We start from the raw sequence: 23,864 nt of genomic DNA, 5'->3' as shown, positions 1-23,864 counted from the left end.
ATCTCCCTTACTATTTACCTAAACAGAATTGGCTAAATAATTGTGTAATTAATTCATCTTGAACGCTATCTCCAATAATCTCACCTAGTAAATCCCAGCTACGTGTCATATCAATTTGCAATAAGTCAACAGGCATCCCTGCTTCTATTCCCTCTAACACTTCATCTAATGCCATATTCGCTTGTTCTAACAAGGCGATGTGACGTGAATTAGAAATATATGTGGCATCTTTTTCTTTTCCTGAATTTGAAAAGAACCTATCTTTAATGGCTTGTTCTAAGGTTTCAATCCCTTCACTAGAAGTAACTGAAACGCTCAGTACTGTATCATTATCTAGTAACTCATCTAAAGCTTCACGATCTAACTTCGTTTCTAAATCCATTTTATTTAAAAGAATCATACGGTTCATGCCTTTTGTTAAAGACAATAATTCGATATCCATCGGTGTTAAAGCTTCACTTTGATTAAGAACTAATAGAATTAAGTCCGCTTCATTTAAAGCTTTACGACTTCTTTCCACACCGATTTTTTCCACAATATCCTCTGTCTCACGAATACCAGCAGTATCGATTAATTTAAGTGGCACACCTCGAACGTTCACGTATTCTTCTATAACATCACGCGTTGTTCCAGCAATTTCAGTCACAATGGCTTTATCTTCTTGAAGTAAGTAGTTTAGTAGACTTGATTTTCCTACATTAGGACGACCAATAATCGCTGTAGACAACCCTTCACGTAAAATCTTACCTTGTTTAGCCGTCATTAATAAATGATCAATCGATCCCTTAACTTGTCCTGCTTTTTCTTTCATCAAGTTAGCTGTCATCTCTTCCACATCGTCATACTCTGGGTAATCAATATTAACTTCTACTTGAGCTAAAGCTTGTAAAATATGGTGACGCAACTCTTTTATCAAACCGGATAATTTTCCATCTAACTGGTTCAAAGCAAGCTTCATTGATTCATCTGTTTTTGCTTGAATTAAATCCATCACGGCTTCGGCTTGAGACAAATCCATGCGACCATTTAAGAAAGCACGTTTTGTAAATTCTCCCGGTTCAGCTAATCGAGCCCCTTGTCTTAATAATAATTGTAAGACTTGGTTGGCAACGACCATTCCACCATGACAGTTAATTTCTACAATGTTTTCTCTTGTAAATGTTTTTGGTTCTAGCATGATAGAAAACATGACTTCATCTAAAATCTGCTCTGTATCAGGATCCATAATGTGACCATAATGAATCGTGTGTGTTGGTACTTCCATTAATTTTTTATATTTATAAGCACTAATCTTATCAGCAATCGTTACTGCCATGTCCCCGCTCATGCGGACAATGCTAATCGCCCCTTCACCAGGTGGCGTCGAAATAGCAGCAATCGTATCAAATTCTTTGGTTATATTCATGTAAAATGCGTCCTTTCTTAAAAAAATGCATATAAAAAAGCGCCTACTCCACCCTTTTTTGACCATACAAAAAAAAGTAGAGACGCACTTTGACTGCCCTCTTGTATTTAGATTCATTAAAATAATAGCATAATTAGGTGGTTTTGACAATTTTAAACGCAAATCCTTTTGGGTATTTTTTTATAAAAACCGTATTCAAATGTCCTTTATCAACGCGTGGATCATCTGGTGATTACTTCTGTTAAGAATGTGCCTTTTGATTAACCAGGGCCGCAAGTAAAAAATTTAGTCTTAAAAGCTAAAAAAGGCAAATGAATTTATTTAGTGATTCTTCCTGATGAAAAACACCTTTTTTTATCAGAAGAAACCTTATTTGAATTGCTTGGAATTCATGTTGGAGTCGTGACTCCTCTTGCTTTAGCCAACGATCTAGAAAAGAAAATTACAGTTGTGATTGATTGGTCTATCGATCAAGAGGATACAATTGGAGTCCCTCCTAATATCAATACCACTACTTTAATGATTTAATTTAACTTTTCTTAATTTTCATATCTTGTTTTTTATTTCTATCTAAAAAAAACTATTCTTAATTTTTTTTTAATTTCCCTAAGAAAAAATTAATAACGCTGGTTATGGTTTATAATTTTTGATAACGAGTTAATTAAAAAACGATCGTTTAAAACAACCATAAAGGAGAACCATTATGAAAAAAACTTTATTTGTTTCAACTATTTTAAGCGGCATACTATTTGGTGCAACTGTTTTTGCTGCACCAAACTCTTCAGATACTTCTTTTACTTTAGAGTTAAAACCTACATCAACATCTAACGGCTATGCCCACACAGGATTTAGGAAAAAAAATACAACTTCTTATGTTTATGCCAAAGTAAACAGCGTATCTAATCCTGGGAATAAAGCCTCTGGTTGGGTACAGGGTCGTAAAAATGGTGGTAACGCTTCTAACGATTCTGGTGGTAGTTATTATCAATTCAATAAAAAAGGAACTATTCTTATGAGTAATTATGTTCGTGAAAATGGTAGAAATGAAGCTGGCATTAAAGTTGGAGCTGATCCTAGAATGAATAATAGAATTCAAGGTGTGTGGAGTCCCGATTACGTTAAATATTAATTTTATAAAAAAATAACTTTTAGATAAGAACAACTTAAACTTCTTATCTAAAAGTTTTTTCTAGGAGATGATGAAGTGTTCAACTTTTTTTTTAAAAGATTATTACGAAACTATTATTTTTATGTCGCTTTATTAATTGTTAACTTGATATCCATACTTTATGTCATCTTAGATATTATACCTAATGCTAATTATAACGGAAATCCATACACAAGATGGATTGGTTCTTATACAGCATCTGAATTACCAACAATTTTTTTCTTTCTTATGCCCCTTGTTTCTAGTTTAGCCTTTTCTAACATTTATAGTAAGGACAAAAAGACTGGTTTAATATCTTACTTCTTTAGTAAAGGACTTAAAAAAGATTATTTTATTACTTTATTTATTTTTAATTTTATTGCAGGTGGTTTTATCGTTGCCTCTGCTCTCATGGTTAATATTTATGGCTGTTTCATGTTCCTACCTAATCAACCCGTAGATATGCTTGTTAATGGTAACATGAATGTTCCACTACTTTATTCCAATACCTTGTTTCCAAGTTTATACTACAGTCATCCTTTTATTCACATGATGTTTTATGTCTTACTTGCTTTTGTAGTTGCTGGTATTTTTTCTTCTATCGCTTTAACCAGTAGTCTGTATTTACCTAAAAAAGATTTTCTTATTTTTCTAAGTCCTTTTGTTTTGAATTATGTATGGATTCTTTTCGTTCCTAATTCTAAATACCAAAGTTCTTTTATTTTCACGACATTTTCAAAGCAAGTATCAAATCAAATCATTGCCCCAATATATGTCTTTACCAGCATTTTTACGGTTCTTTTTCTGACATTTTTTTTATACCTGATCGGAATTAAAAAAAATGAAAAAAATTAATTACTTATGGTCTAATAAAACAATCCTCTGGTTTTTATTTCTGATTTTACTCGTACTAATGGTAGGTCCCTTGCTCATTGACCATGTTATGTATGGTGATATTAAAGTTAAAAATTTACAATATCGATATTATTCAAAATATGTTTTTATCTTTTTATTGTTACCTATATTATCTTTAGTCATGACTGGGCAACTTAGTTTATATACTCGGCAAGATATTTTAATCACATCAGGCTCTCGAGATAATTATGCTAAATTTATACTTTTTAAACTCATTTTAACGTCAAGTTTATTCATTCTTTCGTATAATATATCCACATTATTTTTAAGTATGTTGATTGATTCTGTTTCTCCACTGTACTTTCTATTCGAATTAAAATTATTTATTGGATCATGGGTGTTATTTCTATTTGTTACATCCTTATATTTGGTGATTTTTTTTCAAACTAACTCTTTAATTATTGCTTTTATTGTCAGTATTTCTACACCATTCATCATGATTATTTTAAATTTTTATTTAGGTGTTCCCTCATACATCATGATTGTACAAGAATTATCAAACATAGAAAATAACCTCACGTTTTGGGATATTATTCCTTCGGGTTCTTGTTTATTTTTTATCTCTCAAGCGTTACTTTGGTTTAGTTTTTATAAGATTAGTAAAAAAGATTTTTTAAATTCTTCAGATTAAGGAGGAAATCATGAATTTTATACAACTATTAAAAAGAGATTTCTATTTTTTAAAAAGTAAAAAGAGAAATCTCTTTTTTTTACTTAGCTTTTTTACACTACTTTTCATTCACTTAAAAAAAAATCTAACAGACTTAGCTTTTTTTACAGGTGGTATTACCGAGATGAGCGCCCGAGAGTCCCTATTTATTTCTTTTCCTTATTGTTGGTTTTTTATTGTTTTAGCTCCAATCATTCTCATTCATGACTTTATTCGTCAAGATTTGACCACACAAGGCATCCCAGTTTTTATTTTGGCTCAAAAAAAATGGTATTTATTAAGTAAAATTATAGCTAGCTTCTTAGCAACATTAGTTCTTAATATACTTTATTTTTTAATCTTACACTTGCTTACCATTCCTTTTAGTTTATTTTTTTACCTACTTATATTTTTGGGGCAATTAATGAGCGTTTCAATTTTTATTTTATTTAACCTATTATTGGAAGAAATATTAGCTTTTATTGTTATTATCATCATCTATTCTCTAGGTTGGAAACATTCACATCATTTTTTTCCTGCTAATATTAACATGCCAGCTCAACATCTATCCAATCAATTAACTACTAGCTTTATTCTTTCATATAATTTTATGTTCTTTTTTATATCAAGTATTTTAAGTATTTATATATTACAAAAAAAAGAAATATATTAAGAGGTGATTACTTTGGAAAAAAAAATTATCTATACAAATGTTTCAAAAAAAATAAAAAAAGATATGATTCTAGATAATATTTCTCTTTCTTTAGACATGGGAAAAAATTATGGTATTTATGGTACAAACGGCTCTGGTAAAACCATGTTTCTAAGATCTATTTGTGGTTTGATGACTGTTGAGGGAACTATTCAAATTGATACTATCAAGGATATTGGTAACAAAAACTTTCCAAATTCATTAGGTTTATTAATTGAAAACCCTAGTTTTATTAATGAATTTACTGGGTTTGAAAATTTAAAATTGCTTTCTTTTATCTCTAAATCGATTGGAGACGATACGATTAATCAAGTTATTGCGACTGTTGGTTTGAACCCTAAAGATAAACGCAAATACAAAAAATACTCCTTAGGGATGAAGCAACGTTTAGGTATTGCACAAGCAATTATTGGGGGTCCTGATTTAATTGTGTTAGATGAACCTACAAATGGTCTAGATGAAGATGGTATCAACTTATTAATAAAAATAATTCACTCTATGGAAGAGAGCACCTTTATCATTGCTAGTCATGACAAAGAATTTTTAAAACATGTGACACAAACACACTTTAAAATGGCTCATGGCAAACTTAATGAGGCTAGTTTATGGTAAAAAAACACATGATTAATGGCATACTCGTCGCTTTTATTATCTTAAGTGGGTTTAGGTACTCCTACATTCAAAAAAGTCATTGTTACTTATTACAACGGTATGGTATTGAAACAATTGATGTCTATCTTGGTAAACCCTGTGATATTCTTGGTTTGACCTATACATTTAAGGAAATTGAACGGAAACAAGTCTTTGATGACTTTTACAAACAGGACGTCATTGCTTATACCGTTTACTTTGATGTTAAAAATGATTCTGAGCAACCATCACAAGAAGTTAATATTATGGAAAGTATGGTTGTTTTAAGTGGTGGTACTGGATGGTGGATTGATCCAGTTGAAAATAAAGCTATTTTTGAACAAAATAATACTAAAACTCAACTTGCTCCTTTTGAAACAACAGGTGGGTTTGTAACAATCAACGCTATTCCGGATAAAGATAAAAATGGTTTTTATCCTATTGAAAAATTACAAGAAGCAGAAATTTATTACATTGATAAGGGGCCTAGTGGTGCTTATAAATATAAAATTAATGGCAAAATTACTCAACTATAAAAAGAATGATCTAAAGATATATATTTATCTCTAGATCATTCTTTTTAGTCGAGATTCAAAAGGCAGCTCCTACTTCATCAACATATCAATGTGGGGAATATCATCTTCTAAATACATCTCTGATACGACTTCAAATCCAAAGCTACCGTAGAAATCAACGAGGTAATTTTGAGCTGATATTTTAATTTCTTTATTTGGATACAAGCGTTTAATTTCTTCTAATGTGGCTTCAACAATCTTTTTACCTAATTTCTTCGCTCGGTGTTCTTTGACAACCAACACACGACCAAAGGTAACCAAATCACCACGATCCATAATACGCGTATATCCGACTAGTTTGCCATCTTCTTTTAGCATAACATGTTGCGCGATTTCGTCATCTTCATCCACTTCCTGATAGGGACAGTTTTGCTCGACAATAAAAACTTTTACCCGCTCTTGCATAATTTCTAATAATTCTTTGGTTGTTAATTCAGTTAACGTTTTAACAATAACTTCCATGTTTATTCCACCTTTCAAAGTAAGTTAGAGAGAAAATATCATTCGAAAATAGCAGAAAAATCACAAAAATTAAAAAATAATTTTCGTGATTTCTTTTTTATTTCTCGAAACTAAATACTTTAAAAATCCTTTGATTTTACATTTTATTTGGAGCTTGTACGCCTAACAGACGCAAACCTTCTTTAATCACAATAGAAACTGAATAAACTAAGCTTAAGCGTGCCTCTTTTTCTCCATCTTCGATTAATATTTTATGTTTTGAATAATACTTATTAAATTTTTGAGCTAAATCAATTAAAAATTTCGCCATTATTGATGGTTCATATTTTTGATACGCTTCTTTTACTTTAACTGGAAAATTATTTAAACATTTAATAACTTCCCAAGACTCTTCATCACTTAAATTAATATTTGTTTTTATATTTTCAGGACTCCACTCTGCTTTAGCTAATATGCTTTCACATCTTGAACGCGTGTACTGAACATAAGGTCCTGTTTCTCCTTCAAATTGTAATAATTCATCTAAATTAAAGTCAAAGTTATTCATACGGTCATTCTTCAAATCATGGAAAATAACGGCTCCAACACCCACTTGATGTGCCACTTCATCTTTATTTTCAAGTTCTGGATTTTTTTCTTCAATTCCTTTTTTAATCGAATTGATAGCTTCATTCAAAACTTCTTCTAATAGAATAACATTTCCTTTTCTTGTTGAAAGTTTTTTACCACCTGATGTGATTAAGCCAAATGGAATATGTTTAATATTATCTGACCAGTCATGTCCCATCTCTTTTAAGACAGCTTTTAGTTGTTTAAAATGAATAGATTGTTCATTACCTACTACATATAATGATTCAACAAAATCATAGTTATTAATACGGAAATTTGCTGCGGCTAAATCTCTTGTCATATATAGTGTTGCGCCATCTGATTTTCTGATTAGTGCTGGATTTAAATCATATTTCTCTAGATCAACAATATCTGCCCCTTGATCTGAAATAAGTAAGTTTTTTGCTTCTAATTCATCAATAATAACATCCATTTTATCATTGAAAAAAGCTTCTCCATTGTAAGAATCGAAGGTTACACCTAGCATATCATATACTTTTTGAAATTCTTTTAGTGATTCTTCACGGAACCATTCCCACAATCGAACTGCTTCAGGATCTTCCTGCTCTAACTTTCTAAACCAAGCACGGCCTTCATCTTCAAGTTCTGGATTTTCTTCTGCTTCATCATGGAACTGAACATATAATTTTAATAATTCAGCAATTGGATTTTTTCTAACATCTTCTTCATTTCCCCATTTTTTAAAAGCAACGATTAACTTACCAAATTGAGTTCCCCAGTCACCTAAGTGATTAATTTTAACAGGATTATAACCGATTTTTTTCGACAACTCTGCTAAAGAATTACCAATAACTGTCGATCTCAAATGGCCCATTGACATTGGTTTAGCAATATTAGGTGAAGATAAATCAATTGGAATATTACCATTATTTCCGATTGTATCATCTCCGTAGTGTTCTTTTTCATTTAAAATAGTTGTTAATACTTCTTGACTTACAACTTCTTTATTTAAGAAAAAGTTTATATAACCTCCTACGGTAACAATTTTTTCATAATTTGTCTGATCTAATTTCTCTATTAAATCTTCCGCAATCATATTAGGTGCTTTACGGTAAACTTTTGCTAAAGAAAATGTTGGAAAAGCATAGTCCCCATGCCCACTCATTTTGGGTACCTCTAAAAAATGATACAGCTCTTCTGCGCTTAGTACCTCACCTATCACCGTTTGTAAATCTGCTACAATTTGTTTTTTATAGTCCATCTAATTTCTTTCTCCTCTCATATTCTCTAAACTAAAAAATTCGTCACTTATCACTAAAAAATAGTAATAAGAGACGAATTTGAACATCCGCGGTACCACTCTTGTTGTTGGAAATAAGCCAACCACTTGAATTGATTAAATTAATTAATTACCAATAGTTGCGGTTCTCCTGTAAGCACTGTTTGAGCTTTCACCTTCCCCAAAATCGCTAATTCAATGATTTTCCTTACTGGATACTATCACTATTTCTTTCACATTATAGCAAATTTTTTTGTAAATATCTAGAAAAGTTAATTTAAACATCATCTCTGTAAAGAGGCATACTCATGCATCTTGGTCCACCACGCCCACGAACTAACTCACTTCCTCGCAAATAGTTTAACGTGATACCAGCTTCCTCTAACAATTTATTAGTAATAGGGTTTCTATCGTAAACAATCACTTCTCCAGGAGCAATTGTTAAAGTATTCGCACCATCATTCCACTGCTCCCTTGCAGCTGCCATTAAATTTCCACCACCACAACGAATTAAGTGTATTTCAGAAAGATTCAAATATCGACATAAAACATCCTCTAAGGGCGCCGTTTCTTTTTTTATATCTAACCCTTCTTCGTTCTTTGAAAGGGCATAGATCGTCAAACTATCCTCAATTTCAGGGTGAATAGCAAACTTATCATAATCTAGCATAGTAAAGACAGTATCTAAATGCATAAATTTACGAAACTCACCAATATCAAAAGCTAGAATTGTCTTAAAACCCATAGATTTTTCAAAAATATTCTGCGCAATTTTTTCAATAGATGAAGCTTTCGTACGTTCGGAAATCCCGATAGCTAAAACTTCTTTTGATAAAATTAATTGATCACCGCCTTCTATTGCTGTTTTTTCATTTCGATTATAAACCCTAGGTATACTCTCTTTTGAAAATCTTGGATGATAGTCAAAAATATACTGCGCATAGATTGTTTCTCTATTTCTTGTTTCAGCATGCATGCGGTTAATCGAAATAGCATGACCGATAGCAGCAAAAGGATCTCTCTGGAAATAAAGATTTGGCATTGGATCAATTACAAATGGGTAGTTTGATCCTACCATATCTGTTAAAGTGAGACATTCGAAATCTAAAAGTTCCTCTTTAGCAACCCCAGTCATCGTTTTATTAATTAACTCTTGCTTATTAGGTATTTTTAATAGTAATTCTTTCGTTTTTTCTTTAGCTATCTCACTTTTTATGTCAGCTTCTTCCAAGTATTGATCAACAAATTTTTCTCTAATTTTTTCATTTAATAAGGATTCTGCTGCTAAATTTTCTAAATACAGAACTTCGACACCTTTAGAACGTAATATTTCAGCAAAGTAGTCATGTTCTTTTTGTGCTTGTTTTAAGTAAGGTATATCATCAAATAACAGCCTTTCTAAATAATCTGGCATCAAATTTTCTAACTCCTCACCTGGTCGATGTAAAAGAACTGTTTTTAATTTACCAATTTCAGAAAAAACATTAATTGGATGGGTCATAAGGCATTCCTCCTAAATTTTTAAGTAACATTTTCAAATAATTAAATAACACTCACTCGTAATCATCAAAAAAACAAAGACATTAGATTATTAAACGAACAGATAAGTCCGAACGTCTCCAGTAGTTAACGCTTACATTATATTGTTCATTTTATCACTATATTTAATAATCACCCTTATCTCTTTTCATGATCCAATAAATAGTATTTTCCACCTATTTAAGCTACATTATCCTTATTATATGATTAACTAAAAATATTATCTATCTTAATGTGAAAAATATCATTCTAAGAAATTGTGACATAAATGAAAAAAGCCCCCCCCAACATTATTTTTCAAATTGGGGGGGCTTTTTTCATTTGTTTTTTGTAGAAGCTATTTCTACGATAACCTCTTTTATTGATTAAATCTTTATTATTTCTTAAGCTCAACTACTAAATAGCGATGGGGTTCATTTCCTTCAGAATGAGTTGAAATGTCAGACTCACTTGCCAATAGTGAATGAACTTGTTTTCTCTCAAAGGCTGGCATTGGCTCTAAGAATACAGGCTGCTCTGTTTCCCTTACTTGTCTCAAGGTTTGTTTAGCTAAACGTTTAATGATTGCTTCACGACGCTCACGATAGTCACCAACATTCACAACGATTGACAGACGATTTTTAGCAATACGATGAATGTAAACTTGAGCTAAGTACTGGATAGCATTTAATAGCTTACCATGTTTACCAATCAATAGACCTTTTTTATCACTTTCTAAGTTAAACATAATACGATCATTTGTCCTTGTTACTTTGACCATCGCAGGAGCCCCTAAATCTCTTGTGATATCTTTTAAATAAACAGCTAAAGCAGTAACTGCTTCATCATCATTTAAGTTGACAAGCTCCCCAGTTCTAGTTGACGCCATTTCTCCTGTTTCTTTGATTGGCTCTTCAATCCCTGAGATAGTTTTCTCTATCACTACTTCTTCTTTGACCTCAGTAACACGTTCAGCACTTTCTACAACAACAACTGCTTCTTTTCTACCAATACCTAGAAAACCTTTTTTACCTTCATCGATTATCTTAATCTCAGCTTCAGCTTTGGTTAGATTAAGTGTTGATAAACCTAATTCAATTGCTTGATCTACGGTTTCTCCTGTAAAGTTTGGCATCATAAGAACCCCCTATTTAAGTAGTTTTATTTCTTTTTCTTTGATTGATTTGCTTTACGCAATGCTTTTTCAAGATCACGTTTCTTTTTCTCTTCTGTTTCACGTTCTTTTCTAATCTTAAACGGATTATTGATTAATAATGTTTGAATAACTTGGAAACCATTAGAAATTACCCAATAAAGTGATAACCCACTGGCTAAGTTAATCCCCATGAATAAAATCATTGCTGGCATGACATAATTCATAACCTTCATAGAACCTTGCACTTCAACTTGACCCATTGACGTTAACTTAGTACTAGCAAAGGTAAAGAGTGCTGCTAACACTGGTAAAATATAATATGGATCAATTTTACCAAGCTCTAACCAAAGGAAAGTTCCTTGAGTTAATTCTGGTACTCTTGAAATAGCTTGCCATAAAGCCATCATAATCGGCATTTGTACAAGTAATGGTAAACAACCTGATAAAGGATTTACACCATACTCACTGTAAAGACGTTGTTGCTCTTCTTGTAACTTACGAGCAGTTTCAGCATCTTTAGACGCATATTTTGCCTGTAATTCTTTCATCTTTGGTTGAAGTTCTTGAGTTTTTCGCATACTTTTTGTTTGGTAATGCATTAAAGGCATTAAAATAATACGAATAATAATGGTGAACAAGATAATACCGACACCCTTATTACCAAAAGATAACGCTTTAATTGCTTCTCCAAAATAATAAACGATATAACGATCCCAAAGACCTGTACTTGAACTATCTACTGTTCCTGTTCCACATCCTGTTAGTACAAAAACAAGTACGAACATACTTAAGACAAGTAGCCATTTTTTCTTTTTCTTCACTCGTTTAGACCTCTCTTATTCAATTATATTTGCTAATTTAAACACATGTACAATATTATTTTTAACTTCAACAAAAGATAATTCTACTATCTTAGGTCTAGCAATCAAAACAATATTATAATTTGGTTTAATTTCTTCTTTTAATTCAAATAAAGCATGTCTCATCAATCGCTTCACTTTATTTCTAGCCACAGCATTGCCTACTTTTTTACCAACAGAAAGTCCGACACGAAAATGACTATTTTCTTCTGCAGGATAGATATAAACAACAAAGTTTCGATTCGCATAAGAATTTTTTTTATAAATAATTTTTTGGAACTCTTTTTCTTTTTTAATACGGTAGGATTTTTTCATTGGACATCCCTTTAATTTCATAATATTTCACTAATAACACCATCATCATAGCATAAAGCATCTATTTTTTTCATTTTTTTATAAAAAAAAATCACTGATTCATAGATTCAGTGATTTATGCTGCTAATACTTTTCTTCCTTTACGACGTCTACTTGCTACTACACGACGACCGTTCTTAGTGCTCATGCGTTTACGGAAACCATGCACTTTTTGGCGCTTACGTTTTTTTGGTTGATATGTTCTTTTCATTGAATCCACCTCCTAAAACTAAATATGCTTTCTAAATCACTTAGACAGACTATGACATTATACAAATAAATTGATAGTTTTGTCAACTCACCTTTGCAGGAAAATTTAAAAAATACGACATAATAGGTTTAATAATTATCCACAAGCTTGTTAATTTATATATTTTCCCAAAAAGTTATTATCTAGTTGTTTTTAAGTTATCAACAGATAAACACCATGTTAAAAAGTTATCCCCATTTCAAAAATACGTTGTTGATAACATTTAATAAAAGCTACAAAACAGCTTTTCTTTCTGTTGATAACTTTGTGTTTAATAAAAAAAAACAGAAACTTATGCACATTGATTTTTAACTTGTGGAAAACTTTTATCCTGATTTGTTATTTTCTTATCCACATGTTTAAAAATCAGTGGAAAACTTTTTATAAAAATGCTAGAATAAACGAGAAACTATTTTTTAGGGGGATAGTAATGCCCAATATTGACTATATATGGAAAGAATTGGAAGACGATTATCGAAAGATATTAACACCTCCAAGTTTTAACGCTTGGATCGAACAAGCTAAACCAATTAGCTTAATCAATAACTTATTAACAATTGAAGTACCTTCCAACTTACATAGAGAGTATTGGGAAAAAAATCTTGCAGCTAAAATTGTTGAAACCGGGTTTAGATTAACAGGAGAAGAAGTGACTCCTGTTTTTATTATTGAAAATGAGCAAAAAGAACCAGAAAAAAAAAATGCGCCTATTCAAACTGAATTACCCGATATCGTTAAACAAAACAGTAAAAAGGCTTTATTAAATTCAAAATATACCTTTGATACGTTTGTTATAGGTAAAGGAAATCAGATGGCACATGCCGCAGCGTTAGTTGTCGCAGAAGATCCTGGAGCAACTTACAATCCACTCTTTTTTTACGGAGGTGTTGGATTAGGTAAGACCCATTTGATGCACGCAATTGGTCATCAAATGCTCACAAATCAACCTGATGCAAAAATAAAATATGTCACTAGCGAAACATTCGCCAATGATTTTATTAATTCAATTCAAAATAGAACATCTGAAGCTTTTAGACAAAAATACCGTAGTGTAGACTTGTTATTAGTAGATGATATCCAATTTTTTGCAGACAAAGAAGGTACGCAAGAAGAATTTTTCCATACATTTAATACTCTATATAATGATGGTCGACAAATTGTTTTAACAAGTGATCGCCTGCCAAATGAAATTCCAAAATTACAAGAACGACTTGTTTCCAGATTTGCTTGGGGCTTATCTGTTGATATTACACCACCAGATTTAGAAACAAGAATTGCAATTTTAAGAAAAAGAGCAAATGCAGAAGGCTTAGAAATACCAGATGACACGCTTTCATATATTGCTGGTCAAATCGATTCAAACATCCGTGAGTTAGAGGGCGCTTTAGTTCGTGTTCAAGCTTACGCCACCATGAATGGAAATGACATTACAACAAGCTTGGCAGCAGATGCTTTAAAAAGTTTGAAACCAGCGAAATTAAAAAGTGAATTATCAATTCTTTTGATTCAAGAAGAAGTTTGTAAGTATTATCATCTTCAATTAAAGGATTTAAAAGGAAAAAAACGCGTTAAATCAATCGTAGTACCACGTCAGATTGCGATGTTTTTATCTCGAGAGTTAACGGATAATTCATTACCAAAAATTGGAGCTGAATTTGGAGGCAAGGATCACACAACAGTCATCCATGCTCACGAAAAAATTCAACAATTATTAGATAATGATCCTATTATCCAAAAAGAGGTTGGGGAGCTTAAAAATATTCTGATTTCTTAACTGTGGAAAACTTTATTTTTAACTATTGACTTATCCACATGTTATTAACAAGGAGAAATCTTTATAAATTATTATGATTACTCACTTATCCACAGTTTTAACAGCCCCTACTACTATTACTATATTTATTTATATTATTTAAAAGGAGAAACCAATGAAAGTAACTTTAAATCGAAATGCTTTTTTAGAAGAACTAGCTACTGTTCAAAGAGCCATTTCAGGTAAAACAACCATTCCTATTTTAACCGGAGTAAAAGTAGATTTAACAGAATCAGGTTTGACTCTGACAGGAAGCAACGCAGATATTTCTATTGAAACATTTTTAAGCATAGAAGATGAAGAAGCTAATATGATTATTGAAAGTACTGGTTCGATAGTCTTACAAGCTCGTTTCTTCAATGAGATTATCAGAAAATTACCAGAAAGCACCTTAACATTAGAATTAATCGAAAATAATCAAGTCATTATTTCTTCTGGTAAGGCTTTATTTAACGTAAATGGGTTAAATTCTGAAAATTACCCTCATTTACCAGTGATTGATAATCAGAATACGTTCGAATTATCTGCTAGAGTATTGAACAAATTAGTTAGTGAAACGGTTTTTGCTGTTTCGCAACATGAAAGTCGTCCAATCTTGACAGGGGTTCATTTTGTCTTAGAAAACAATGAATTACTGGCAGTAGCAACTGATAGTCATCGTCTAAGTCAACGAACAATTACCTTAAATGATGTGAACACTTCTTTTGATATTGTAGTGCCAGGGAAAAGTTTACAAGAACTATCTCGTTCTTTTAAAGATGAGGAAGAAATGGTTGAAATTTCAATCATGGAAAACCAAGTCTTATTCAAAACAGAGGGAATGAATTTTTATTCACGCTTACTTGAGGGGAATTATCCAGATACTAATCGTCTAATCCCAACCAATTTTAGTACTGAAATTGAGTTTAATGTGCCTGAGCTACTATCAGCAATTGATCGAGCGTCTCTCTTATCTCATGAAGGGCGTAATAATATTGTCAAATTATCAATTAATTCAGAGCAAGTAATTATTTATGGGAATTCTCCTGAGATTGGTAATGTGGAAGAAGCGCTTAATTATATCAAAGTAACTGGAGAACCTATCGACATTTCCTTTAACCCTGATTATATGAAAGCATCTTTAAAATCATTTGGAGCAATTGATGTAGTAATTAAATTTATTTCTCCAATTAGACCATTTACACTACAACCTAACGATGATGAAATTAACTTTATTCAGTTAATAACCCCAGTTAGAACAAATTAATATTTAATGAAAACTATCTTTCGGATAGTTTTTTTTATTTTTTGAAAAAATAGTCCTATTTTACGTTTTAAGCAATTTAACCTAAAAAATGATAAATGTATCGATTAATAACAAATTTGCTTAAACAGAAAGAATATTTGTTTTTATGACCTAAAACAGGTATAATAGTAGATAAATATACCTTGAAAAAGAAGGTGAAAATTTATGAAAAAGAGTTTTTTATTAAAAGCTGATACAGAATACATCACATTAGGTCAATTTTTAAAAGAAGTGAATGTGATATCTAGTGGCGGAATGGCAAAATGGTATCTACAAGAACATGCAGTTTATGTAGATGGAGAGTTAGAAAATCGTCGTGGGCGAAAATTATATGCAGAAATGATGATTGAAATACCTGATCTAGGTACTTTTTTTATGGCTAAAATGCCACAAGATAAGGATTAATACAGATGATTATAGAAACGATTTCTTTAAAAAACTATCGTAATTACGATACTCTTGACTTAAAATTTTCTTCTAAATTAAATATTTTTTTAGGAGAAAATGCTCAAGGGAAAACGAATTTACTCGAAAGTATCTATGTTCTTTCTTTAGCTAGGAGCCACCGAACTAATAATGAAAGAGAAATGATTCAGTGGCAAAAAGAATTTGCAAGAATTGAAGGCAAAATCCAGCGTCTTAATGGCTCTCTTGATTTGACTATGATTATCTCGAACAAAGGAAAAAAATCCAAGGTTAATGGATTAGAACAAAGTAAACTAAGCCACTATGTAGGCCATTTAAACGTTATTTTGTTTGCTCCCGAAGATCTTTTTTTAGTTAAAGGTGCGCCCCAGAATCGTCGGAAATTTTTAGATATGGAAATTGGCCAAATTAATCCTCAATATTTACATAATTTAAGTACTTATCAAAATGTTTTGAAGCAAAGAAATCAATATTTAAAAAAAATGGCTTTTAGCCAAAATAAAGATTTGATTTATTTAGATGTTCTATCAGAACAATTAGCTAAGGCAGGTGGTTTTGTTTTATATCACCGCCTAAATTTTGTGAAAAAATTAGAAGTCTGGGCCAATCAGATTCACCAAAAAATAACATATCAAAAAGAAAATCTAAAAATAAGTTATCAAAGTCAGTTACATTTCACAGATGAAATGACTGAGGATGAATTATCTGAGCTTCTTCTAAATGCTTTAAAAGAAGCTATGCCAAAAGATTTAAAACATTTGACAACGTCTGTAGGTATTCATCGTGATGATTTACATTTTTATGTGAATGAACGAAATGTTCAAAATTTTGGTTCTCAAGGTCAACAACGAACAACAGCACTCAGTGTTAAGTTGGCTGAAATTGAATTAATTAATGAGGAAATCGGAGAATATCCAATCTTACTTTTAGATGATGTATTAAGTGAGTTAGATGACGATCGTCAAGTTCATTTAATGGAATTTATCGAGAACAAATTACAAACATTCTTAACAACAACAAGTTTAACTCATTTGGATAACAAATTAAGTATTACACCTGAGATATTTAATATTTCAGAAGGAATGATAGAAGGGGACGGTGAATAAAGTGACGGAAGAAAACAAAATTAATGAACAACATGCTTATGATGCCAGTCAAATCCAAGTTTTAGAAGGCCTAGAAGCTGTTCGTAAAAGACCTGGAATGTACATTGGTTCGACAGGACCACAAGGTTTACACCATTTAGTTTGGGAAATTGTTGATAATTCAATCGATGAGGCTTTAGCAGGCCACTGTACAGAAATTAATGTTGTTATTGAAAAAAATAATAGTATTACCGTAATAGATGATGGACGTGGAATTCCAGTTGGGATTCAAGAAAAAACAGGTCGCCCAGCTGTTGAAACTGTATTAACTGTTCTTCATGCTGGAGGAAAATTTGGTGGCGGTGGCTATAAAGTTTCTGGTGGTCTTCATGGAGTTGGTTCTTCAGTTGTTAATGCACTATCTGAATCTTTAACGGTTAAAGTTCAAGTGGATGGGAAAATCCATTTTCAAGAATTTAGCCGTGGAAAAATTTGTGATGACTTAAAAGTAATTGGTGAGACTCAAGAGCATGGAACAACAATTAATTTCAAACCAGATGCTGATATTTTTACAGAAACAACAGTTTTTGAATATGACAAATTACAAACACGTATCCGTGAATTAGCATTCTTAAATAAAGGCCTAAAAATAAGTATTGAAGATAAACGTGAAGAAGAGACAAAATATGAAGCTTTCCATTATGAAGGTGGAATTAAAAGTTATGTTGAATATTTAAATAAAAATAAAACTGTTATTTTTGATGAGCCGATTTTTACAGAAGGTGAGCAACAAGATATTACAGTTGAAGTTGCTATTCAATATACGGATGGTTATCATACTAATCTATTGAGTTTTGCAAATAATATTCATACTTATGAAGGTGGAACCCATGAATTTGGTTTCCGTACAGCACTGACCCGTGTGATCAATGATTATGCAAGAAAACAAAAAATTATTAAAGAAAATGAAGAAAATTTGAGTGGGGAAGATGTTCGTGAGGGGATCACTGCGATTATCTCAATTAAGCATCCAGAACCTCAGTTTGAAGGGCAAACAAAAACAAAATTAGGTAACTCAGAAGTTCGTACTGTAACAGATCGTTTGTTCTCTGAAGCTTTTAATAAATTTTTATTAGAAAATCCAGTTACAGCTAAAAAAGTGATTGAAAAAGGAATTCTAGCCTCTAAAGCACGTCTAGCAGCTAAACGTGCTCGTGAAGTAACACGTCGTAAAGGTGCGTTAGAAATTAGTAGTTTACCTGGTAAATTAGCAGATTGCTCGAGCCGTGTTCCTGAAGAATGTGAATTATTTGTTGTGGAAGGGGACTCTGCCGGTGGATCAGCAAAAACTGGTCGTGACCGTCGTACCCAAGCAATTTTACCGATTCGTGGGAAAATCTTAAATGTTGAAAAAGCAACGATGGATAAAATATTAGGCAATCAAGAAATTCGCTCTTTATTTACAGCCATGGGAACTGGTTTTGGTTCTGATTTTGATGTTTCCAAAGCACGCTATCATAAACTTGTTATCATGACCGATGCGGACGTGGATGGAGCTCATATTAGGACGTTATTATTAACTCTTTTTTATCGTTATATGCGTCCTGTTGTTGAAGCTGGTTATGTTTATATTGCTCAACCACCATTATACGGTGTCAAACAAGGTAAAAATATTACCTATGTACAGCCAGGAAAAGATGCAGATGATCGTTTAGCAGAGGTTGTTGCTTCACTTCCAGCAACGCCAAAAGCAAGTGTTCAACGTTACAAAGGTTTGGGAGAAATGGATGATCATCAATTATGGGATACGACCATGGATCCAGAACAAAGAACGATGTTACGTGTGAGTGTGGAAGATGCAATCAAAGCAGATGCAGTATTTGAAATGTTAATGGGTGATAAAGTTGAGCCAAGACGTGATTTTATTGAAGCGAATGCTCATTATGTTAAAAACTTGGATATCTAAGTAATTAAAACAAGGTGGGTTAAACATTGATTTTTAATCTGCTGACTATAAAAAGGAGGTTCGTTCATGTCTGAGGAATTTAAAGAGAATATTAAAGATATAAATCTAACAGATGAGATGGAAGATTCGTTTATCGATTACGCTATGAGTGTTATTGTATCGCGTGCCCTTCCAGATGTTAGAGATGGTTTGAAACCTGTTCATCGTCGTATTTTATATGGAATGAATGAAATGGGTGTCACACCAGATAAAGCTCACAAAAAATCAGCTCGTATTGTTGGGGATGTTATGGGTAAATACCATCCACATGGGGATAGTGCGATTTATGAATCAATGGTTCGTATGGCACAACCATTTAGCTACCGTAATATGTTAGTGGATGGCCATGGTAACTTTGGTTCTGTCGATGGTGACGGGGCCGCTGCTATGCGTTATACCGAAGCACGTATGAGTAAAATTGCTGTTGAGATGTTGAGAGATATCAACAAAAATACAGTTAATTTTCAAAATAACTATGATGAAACAGAACGTGAGCCAGAAGTTCTACCAGCTCGTTTCCCTAACCTTTTAGTAAATGGAACAACAGGGATTGCTGTAGGTATGGCAACAAACATTCCACCTCACAATTTAACAGAGGTGATTGATGCCTTAAAAGTTTTAATGGCCAATGGTGAGGCAACAACAGCTGATTTGATGGAAGCTTTACCTGGACCAGATTTTCCAACTGGTGGTTTAGTGATGGGTAAATCAGGTATCAGACGTGCCTATGAAACTGGTAAAGGGAAAATTATTGTTCGTGCTAAAGTTAATATTGAAGAAATGAAGAATGGTAAAGAACGCATTATTGTGACTGAAATTCCTTATATGGTTAATAAAGCGAAGCTAGTTGAAAGAATTGCTGATCTTCACCGTGAAAAACGAATTGAAGGCATTACTGACTTAAGGGATGAATCTTCACGTGAAGGTATGCGAATCGTGATTGAAGTCCGACGTGATGTAAGTGCATCAGTTGTTTTAAATAATTTATATAAATTGACTTCACTTCAAACGAGTTTTGGTTTCAATATGTTGGCAATTGTTAAAGGTGTGCCAAAAGTTTTAAGTTTGAAATCAATTTTAGAGTATTATTTAGAACATCAAGAAGAAGTAATTGTTAGACGGACTGAATTTGATAAAAATAAAGCAGAAGCCAGAGCACATATCTTAGAAGGCTTACGTATTGCTTTAGATCATATTGATGAAATTATTCGTACGATTCGTTCTTCTAACTCAGATGATGTGGCGAAACAATCATTGATCGAGAAATTTGAATTATCAGATCGTCAAGCGCAAGCCATTTTAGACATGCGTTTACGCCGTTTAACTGGTTTAGAACGTGATAAAATTGAAAACGAATATCAGGAATTATTATTATTAATTGCTGATTTGAAAGATATTTTAGCTAATCATGATCGTGTTCTTGAAATTATCGCAACTGAACTTGATGAAATTCAAAGAAAATATAGTGATGCTAGGCGTACTGAACTTCTTGTTGGTGAGGTCTTAAGTCTTGAAGACGAAGATTTAATCGAAGAAGAGGACATCGTGATTACGTTAACTCATAATGGTTATATCAAACGCTTGCCAAGTACAGAGTTTAGAACTCAAAATCGTGGGGGACGTGGTGTTCAAGGTATGGGCGTTCATAATGATGATTTCGTTGAGAATCTTGTGTCTTGTTCTACTCATGATAGTTTATTATTCTTTACAGATACTGGTAAAGTTTACAGAGCTAAAGGGTATGAAATTCCAGAATATGGTCGGACTGCTAAGGGTATTCCAGTTATCAATTTATTAGGAATTGATTCTTCGGAAAAAATTGAAGCGATTATTAATGTGGAAGGTAAAGCAGAAGAAGGTCACTATCTATTCTTTACTACAAAACTTGGAACAGTGAAGAAAACATCTGTTATGGAGTTTTTAAATATTAGAACAAACGGACTTAAAGCAATCGGCTTAAAAGAAGGGGATTCTTTAATTAATGTAGCATTAACAAATGGTCAGGAAAATATCATCATCGGAACACACAAAGGCTATTCATCAACATTTAACGAAGAAAAAGTTCGTTCAATGGGACGTAGCGCTGCTGGTGTTCGTGGTATTCGTTTAAGAGATGAAGACTATGTGGTCGGTATGGCTATTTTACATCCAGAATCAGAAGTTTTGATTATCACTGAAAAAGGTTATGGTAAGCGAACAGCTGCTACTGAATATCCGATTAAAGGCCGTGGAGGTAAAGGGATTAAGACTGCTAACATTACAGAGCGTAATGGAAACTTAGCTGGCTTAACGACTGTTACTGGTGAAGAAGATATTATGTTGATCACAAACAAAGGTGTTATCATTCGATTTAGTGTAGATACAGTTTCTCAAACGGGTCGATCAACACAAGGAGTGCGTTTAATTCGTTTAGAAGAGGATGCGCTAGTATCAACAATGGCGAAAGTGGCTAAAGAAGTCGAAGAAGAAGTTGTGGAAGAAGTAATCGAAACAACGGAAACGATCGTCGAAGAAAACGAAACAACAGAAGAGTAAATCTAGAGTAGTAAGAAAAGGATTTACCTCAAAGTTTCTGAACTAGTCGCAAAAATTGCTTTTATAACTGTAACTAAAAAAAGAAGTTGGCATATTTGTCAGCTTCTTTTTTAGCTCTTTTTAAAAACATCTTAATAAGCTTGTGAGAATGTTTTAAATGGAAATGATATCAGTTCAAGGAAAAGGTGTTAAAAAGTCTCTTATGAGTAATTAGAGACTTCAGGATGAGTTTCTCTGGATAAGTAGGTCTTGAAATCTTTCTTAGTATCAAGGAAAGAAATTTCTAAGTATTTTCTTTTTTTTAATAGTAAATTATCATACGGCACTGTTGTAAAAGTTTTTTTCAGATATTCTATTTGCGATCCCTGAATCAATTTATCAACAATGCTCACCTCTGTCAACACATTGAAAAAGAATTGCACAGATAGAAAATACCTTTAAATATCTTTTTTAATGGCCCATTGGAAGGTTCTATCAATAAAATTAAACTTATTTATGATTATTGAATTTTAAACATCTTTAAAGATAAAAAAATAGAAACATATGAACTTTCCAGTTAAAATAAAAGTGATAAAACCCTATTTTAGAAAGGAAGATTCATATGTCTCTTAACCATTGTATTCGAATTTCACTTGATTTAAAAGATAAAAATATTACTTTTAACACTTCTTTCTGTGAGGAGAAGTTAATAAAGGGGGTTCTATCAAAAATTTATTACGGAACGCTTACTTATCAACCTAAAGCTTGTCCGTGTTGTGTTGTTAAAAATGAAAAATATTGTATTGTAAAAAATGGTTTTTGACGACTCAATCAAATGGCTTAATACGACCCATTGGGCGACATATCTTCATTTAAAGAAACAACGCTTTTGTGTCGACATTGTGAATCTTCTTTTTTAGCTGAATCTCTAGAAATTGAAAAATACTGTTTTATTGTTAAAAGGGTAAAATAATCCATTACCGTTGAATTATCAGATGCGATTTCTTCAAGATATTTAGCTAAAAGGCGCTCCGTGTCTTCTACGACAGTCAGTCGTATACTCCTTTCTTTTGGTAAAGCGTTAACCAATAATTATGATTAACTTCCACCTAATTTATCCTTCGATAAATTTACGGGAGTTAAAGAGGGAAAAGGGAAATATAGCTTTATTTATTCAGATTCCGTTTCTCATAAAAATTTTGATATTTTACCTGATAATCTATCTAAAACAATGGAGACGCATTTCCTTAACTACTCTTTAAAAGATAGAAACCAAGTTAAAACAATTGTAGTCGACATGAATGCAGGGTACTTCAAATTAGCTAAAAAACTGTTTCCTAATGTCTCAGTTATTATTGATCGTTTTCATTTAGTTCAACTGAGTAATCGTTCTTTAAATGTTACGCGGATCAAAACAATGAATCTTTACTGAACAAACAATGCTGTAGACCTTAAAGTCTATAGAAAAATGAAAAGGTACTGGAAATTATTTTTAAAAGATTCCAAAGAATTAAATTATACAGACTATCATTATCAACGTTTATTCAAATCCGTTCTGAAAGAAACTGAAATCAGGGATTATTTACTTGGCTTAAATAATGAGTTAAATGATACCTACAGACTCTCTCAAGAATTATTGTACTGTTGTAAAACCAATAATTATGATGCTTTTTCAGCTGTTTTATTGACGAGTACCGGATCAATTTCTCAGCCAATGATCACCTCTCTGACTACATTAAAAAAACATCTTCCACGGATAGAAAATACCTTTAAGCTTCCTTTTTTTAACGGTCCCTTGGAAAGTTCTATTAATAAAATCAAACTCATTAAATGGATTGCTTACGGTTACCGAAATTTTTATAGTTATAAGTATCGGATTCTCATTAGTTTTAAAGACAAAAAATAAGCAACGAAAATCATTTGATTTTCGTTGCTTAATACTTTCTTTTATTTAACACATATACATCATTTGACAAAGAATACTAAATTTAAGAAAAGGCTTAGATTTAATTCTTTAAAATTTTTATTTATTAGTTCTATTTAATAAATAAAAATTTTTTCTTTTAAAAAAATATATACTCCCCAATATTAAAAATAAACCTAAATATTTAATAAATGTGAATTTTTGTTCTCCAGTTTTAGGTAATTTATTTTGAGAACCATTTTTGGGTATTTTCTTATCTGTTACTATTTTAGTCACTGGTTTATAGCTATTATTAAAGGTTTGATCCCCTTCATAAACGGCTGTCGCCAC

General features: G+C 32.0%; 22 protein-coding genes and 2 pseudogenes. 14 read left to right on the top strand and 10 right to left on the bottom strand.

What is annotated here, in order from left to right:
• Nucleotides 1-10 precede the first annotated feature (10 nt).
• A complete protein-coding gene (gene mnmE, locus FM121_RS12770) occupies nucleotides 11-1,405 on the bottom strand; it encodes a tRNA uridine-5-carboxymethylaminomethyl(34) synthesis GTPase MnmE (protein WP_086952571.1) in 1,395 nt (464 codons plus the stop codon).
• A 201-nt stretch (nucleotides 1,406-1,606) separates the two neighbouring features.
• Between mnmE and FM121_RS12765 the strand changes: the two are divergent.
• The 7 genes and pseudogenes from FM121_RS12765 to FM121_RS12735 all read left to right on the top strand — a co-directional run.
• A pseudogene (locus tag FM121_RS12765) lies at nucleotides 1,607-1,930 on the top strand (YbaK/EbsC family protein); the annotation flags it as partial.
• 178 nt (nucleotides 1,931-2,108) lie between these two features.
• Nucleotides 2,109-2,534: a hypothetical protein gene (locus tag FM121_RS12760; RefSeq protein WP_086952570.1), complete on the top strand. Its 426-nt coding sequence runs from the start codon at nucleotides 2,109-2,111 to the stop codon at nucleotides 2,532-2,534.
• Between the two features lie 75 nt (nucleotides 2,535-2,609).
• On the top strand, nucleotides 2,610-3,407 hold the full coding sequence (locus tag FM121_RS12755; RefSeq protein ID WP_086952569.1) for a hypothetical protein: 798 nt from the start codon (nucleotides 2,610-2,612) through the stop codon (nucleotides 3,405-3,407).
• Entirely contained in the window at nucleotides 3,394-4,098 is a 705-nt protein-coding gene (locus FM121_RS12750; protein ID WP_086952568.1) for a hypothetical protein, read from the top strand. Before FM121_RS12755 ends, FM121_RS12750 begins: the two co-directional genes overlap by 14 nt.
• A 163-nt stretch (nucleotides 4,099-4,261) precedes the next feature.
• Complete coding sequence (locus FM121_RS12745) at nucleotides 4,262-4,789, top strand: hypothetical protein (protein WP_143597086.1); 528 nt, start codon at nucleotides 4,262-4,264, stop codon at nucleotides 4,787-4,789.
• A gap of 12 nt (nucleotides 4,790-4,801) precedes the next feature.
• Complete coding sequence (locus tag FM121_RS12740) at nucleotides 4,802-5,440, top strand: ATP-binding cassette domain-containing protein (RefSeq protein ID WP_256958466.1); 639 nt, start codon at nucleotides 4,802-4,804, stop codon at nucleotides 5,438-5,440.
• Nucleotides 5,434-5,994: a hypothetical protein gene (locus FM121_RS12735; RefSeq protein ID WP_086952566.1), complete on the top strand. Its 561-nt coding sequence runs from the start codon at nucleotides 5,434-5,436 to the stop codon at nucleotides 5,992-5,994. The genes FM121_RS12740 and FM121_RS12735 overlap by 7 nt, the downstream gene beginning before the upstream one ends.
• Nucleotides 5,995-6,063: 69 nt before the next feature.
• Here FM121_RS12735 and FM121_RS12730 read toward each other — a convergent pair whose 3' ends face one another.
• From FM121_RS12730 to rpmH, 7 genes are all read right to left on the bottom strand, one after another.
• Complete coding sequence (locus tag FM121_RS12730) at nucleotides 6,064-6,495, bottom strand: GNAT family N-acetyltransferase (protein WP_086952565.1); 432 nt, start codon at nucleotides 6,493-6,495, stop codon at nucleotides 6,064-6,066.
• 136 nt (nucleotides 6,496-6,631) lie between these two features.
• Nucleotides 6,632-8,326, bottom strand: a complete 1,695-nt coding sequence (argS, locus tag FM121_RS12725) for an arginine--tRNA ligase (RefSeq protein ID WP_086952564.1) — start codon at nucleotides 8,324-8,326, stop codon at nucleotides 6,632-6,634.
• A gap of 295 nt (nucleotides 8,327-8,621) precedes the next feature.
• The gene (arcA, locus tag FM121_RS12720; protein WP_086952563.1) at nucleotides 8,622-9,845 is read right to left on the bottom strand and encodes an arginine deiminase; all 1,224 of its coding nucleotides are present in this window, start codon (nucleotides 9,843-9,845) and stop codon (nucleotides 8,622-8,624) included.
• Nucleotides 9,846-10,259: 414 nt separating this feature from the next.
• Nucleotides 10,260-10,997, bottom strand: coding sequence for an RNA-binding cell elongation regulator Jag/EloR (gene jag / locus FM121_RS12715; protein ID WP_086952562.1), 738 nt, complete (start codon nucleotides 10,995-10,997; stop codon nucleotides 10,260-10,262).
• A gap of 26 nt (nucleotides 10,998-11,023) precedes the next feature.
• The gene (locus FM121_RS12710; RefSeq protein ID WP_086952561.1) at nucleotides 11,024-11,839 is read right to left on the bottom strand and encodes a YidC/Oxa1 family membrane protein insertase; all 816 of its coding nucleotides are present in this window, start codon (nucleotides 11,837-11,839) and stop codon (nucleotides 11,024-11,026) included.
• A 15-nt stretch (nucleotides 11,840-11,854) separates the two neighbouring features.
• Nucleotides 11,855-12,193, bottom strand: coding sequence for a ribonuclease P protein component (gene rnpA, locus FM121_RS12705; protein ID WP_086952560.1), 339 nt, complete (start codon nucleotides 12,191-12,193; stop codon nucleotides 11,855-11,857).
• A gap of 115 nt (nucleotides 12,194-12,308) precedes the next feature.
• Nucleotides 12,309-12,443, bottom strand: coding sequence for a 50S ribosomal protein L34 (rpmH, locus tag FM121_RS12700; RefSeq protein WP_086952559.1), 135 nt, complete (start codon nucleotides 12,441-12,443; stop codon nucleotides 12,309-12,311).
• A 469-nt stretch (nucleotides 12,444-12,912) separates the two neighbouring features.
• Here rpmH and dnaA point away from each other — a divergent pair, with 469 nt between their 5' ends.
• The 6 genes from dnaA (at nucleotide 12,913) to gyrA (ending at nucleotide 21,631) form a co-directional block, all read left to right on the top strand.
• Nucleotides 12,913-14,256: a chromosomal replication initiator protein DnaA gene (gene dnaA / locus FM121_RS12695; protein WP_086952558.1), complete on the top strand. Its 1,344-nt coding sequence runs from the start codon at nucleotides 12,913-12,915 to the stop codon at nucleotides 14,254-14,256.
• Nucleotides 14,257-14,410: 154 nt separating this feature from the next.
• The gene (dnaN, locus tag FM121_RS12690) at nucleotides 14,411-15,541 is read left to right on the top strand and encodes a DNA polymerase III subunit beta (protein WP_086952557.1); all 1,131 of its coding nucleotides are present in this window, start codon (nucleotides 14,411-14,413) and stop codon (nucleotides 15,539-15,541) included.
• A 204-nt stretch (nucleotides 15,542-15,745) separates the two neighbouring features.
• On the top strand, nucleotides 15,746-15,985 hold the full coding sequence (gene yaaA / locus FM121_RS12685; protein ID WP_086952556.1) for a S4 domain-containing protein YaaA: 240 nt from the start codon (nucleotides 15,746-15,748) through the stop codon (nucleotides 15,983-15,985).
• A 5-nt stretch (nucleotides 15,986-15,990) separates the two neighbouring features.
• Nucleotides 15,991-17,112, top strand: a complete 1,122-nt coding sequence (gene recF / locus FM121_RS12680; protein ID WP_086952555.1) for a DNA replication/repair protein RecF — start codon at nucleotides 15,991-15,993, stop codon at nucleotides 17,110-17,112.
• Nucleotide 17,113: 1 nt separating this feature from the next.
• A complete protein-coding gene (gene gyrB / locus FM121_RS12675; protein WP_086952588.1) occupies nucleotides 17,114-19,057 on the top strand; it encodes a DNA topoisomerase (ATP-hydrolyzing) subunit B in 1,944 nt (647 codons plus the stop codon).
• 66 nt (nucleotides 19,058-19,123) lie between these two features.
• A complete protein-coding gene (gene gyrA / locus FM121_RS12670) occupies nucleotides 19,124-21,631 on the top strand; it encodes a DNA gyrase subunit A (RefSeq protein WP_086952554.1) in 2,508 nt (835 codons plus the stop codon).
• Between the two features lie 819 nt (nucleotides 21,632-22,450).
• Here gyrA and FM121_RS12660 read toward each other — a convergent pair.
• Nucleotides 22,451-22,699 (bottom strand): hypothetical protein, encoded by a 249-nt coding sequence (locus FM121_RS12660; protein WP_086952552.1) that lies wholly within the window; start codon nucleotides 22,697-22,699, stop codon nucleotides 22,451-22,453.
• 61 nt (nucleotides 22,700-22,760) lie between these two features.
• On the opposite strand from FM121_RS12660, the pseudogene FM121_RS14690 reads away from it, so the two are divergent.
• Nucleotides 22,761-23,516 (top strand): annotated as a pseudogene (locus FM121_RS14690) (transposase); the annotation flags it as partial.
• A 117-nt stretch (nucleotides 23,517-23,633) separates the two neighbouring features.
• Here the strand turns inward: FM121_RS14690 and FM121_RS12645 are convergent.
• The coding region (locus FM121_RS12645) for an LPXTG cell wall anchor domain-containing protein (protein WP_218778641.1) at nucleotides 23,634-23,864 on the bottom strand (231 nt) is incomplete at its 5' end.

The sequence above is a fragment of the Vagococcus fluvialis bH819 genome, from assembly GCF_900163795.1.
In the GTDB taxonomy this organism is placed as follows: domain Bacteria; phylum Bacillota; class Bacilli; order Lactobacillales; family Vagococcaceae; genus Vagococcus; species Vagococcus fluvialis_A.
This window is presented reverse-complemented; position numbering and strand designations above follow the sequence as displayed.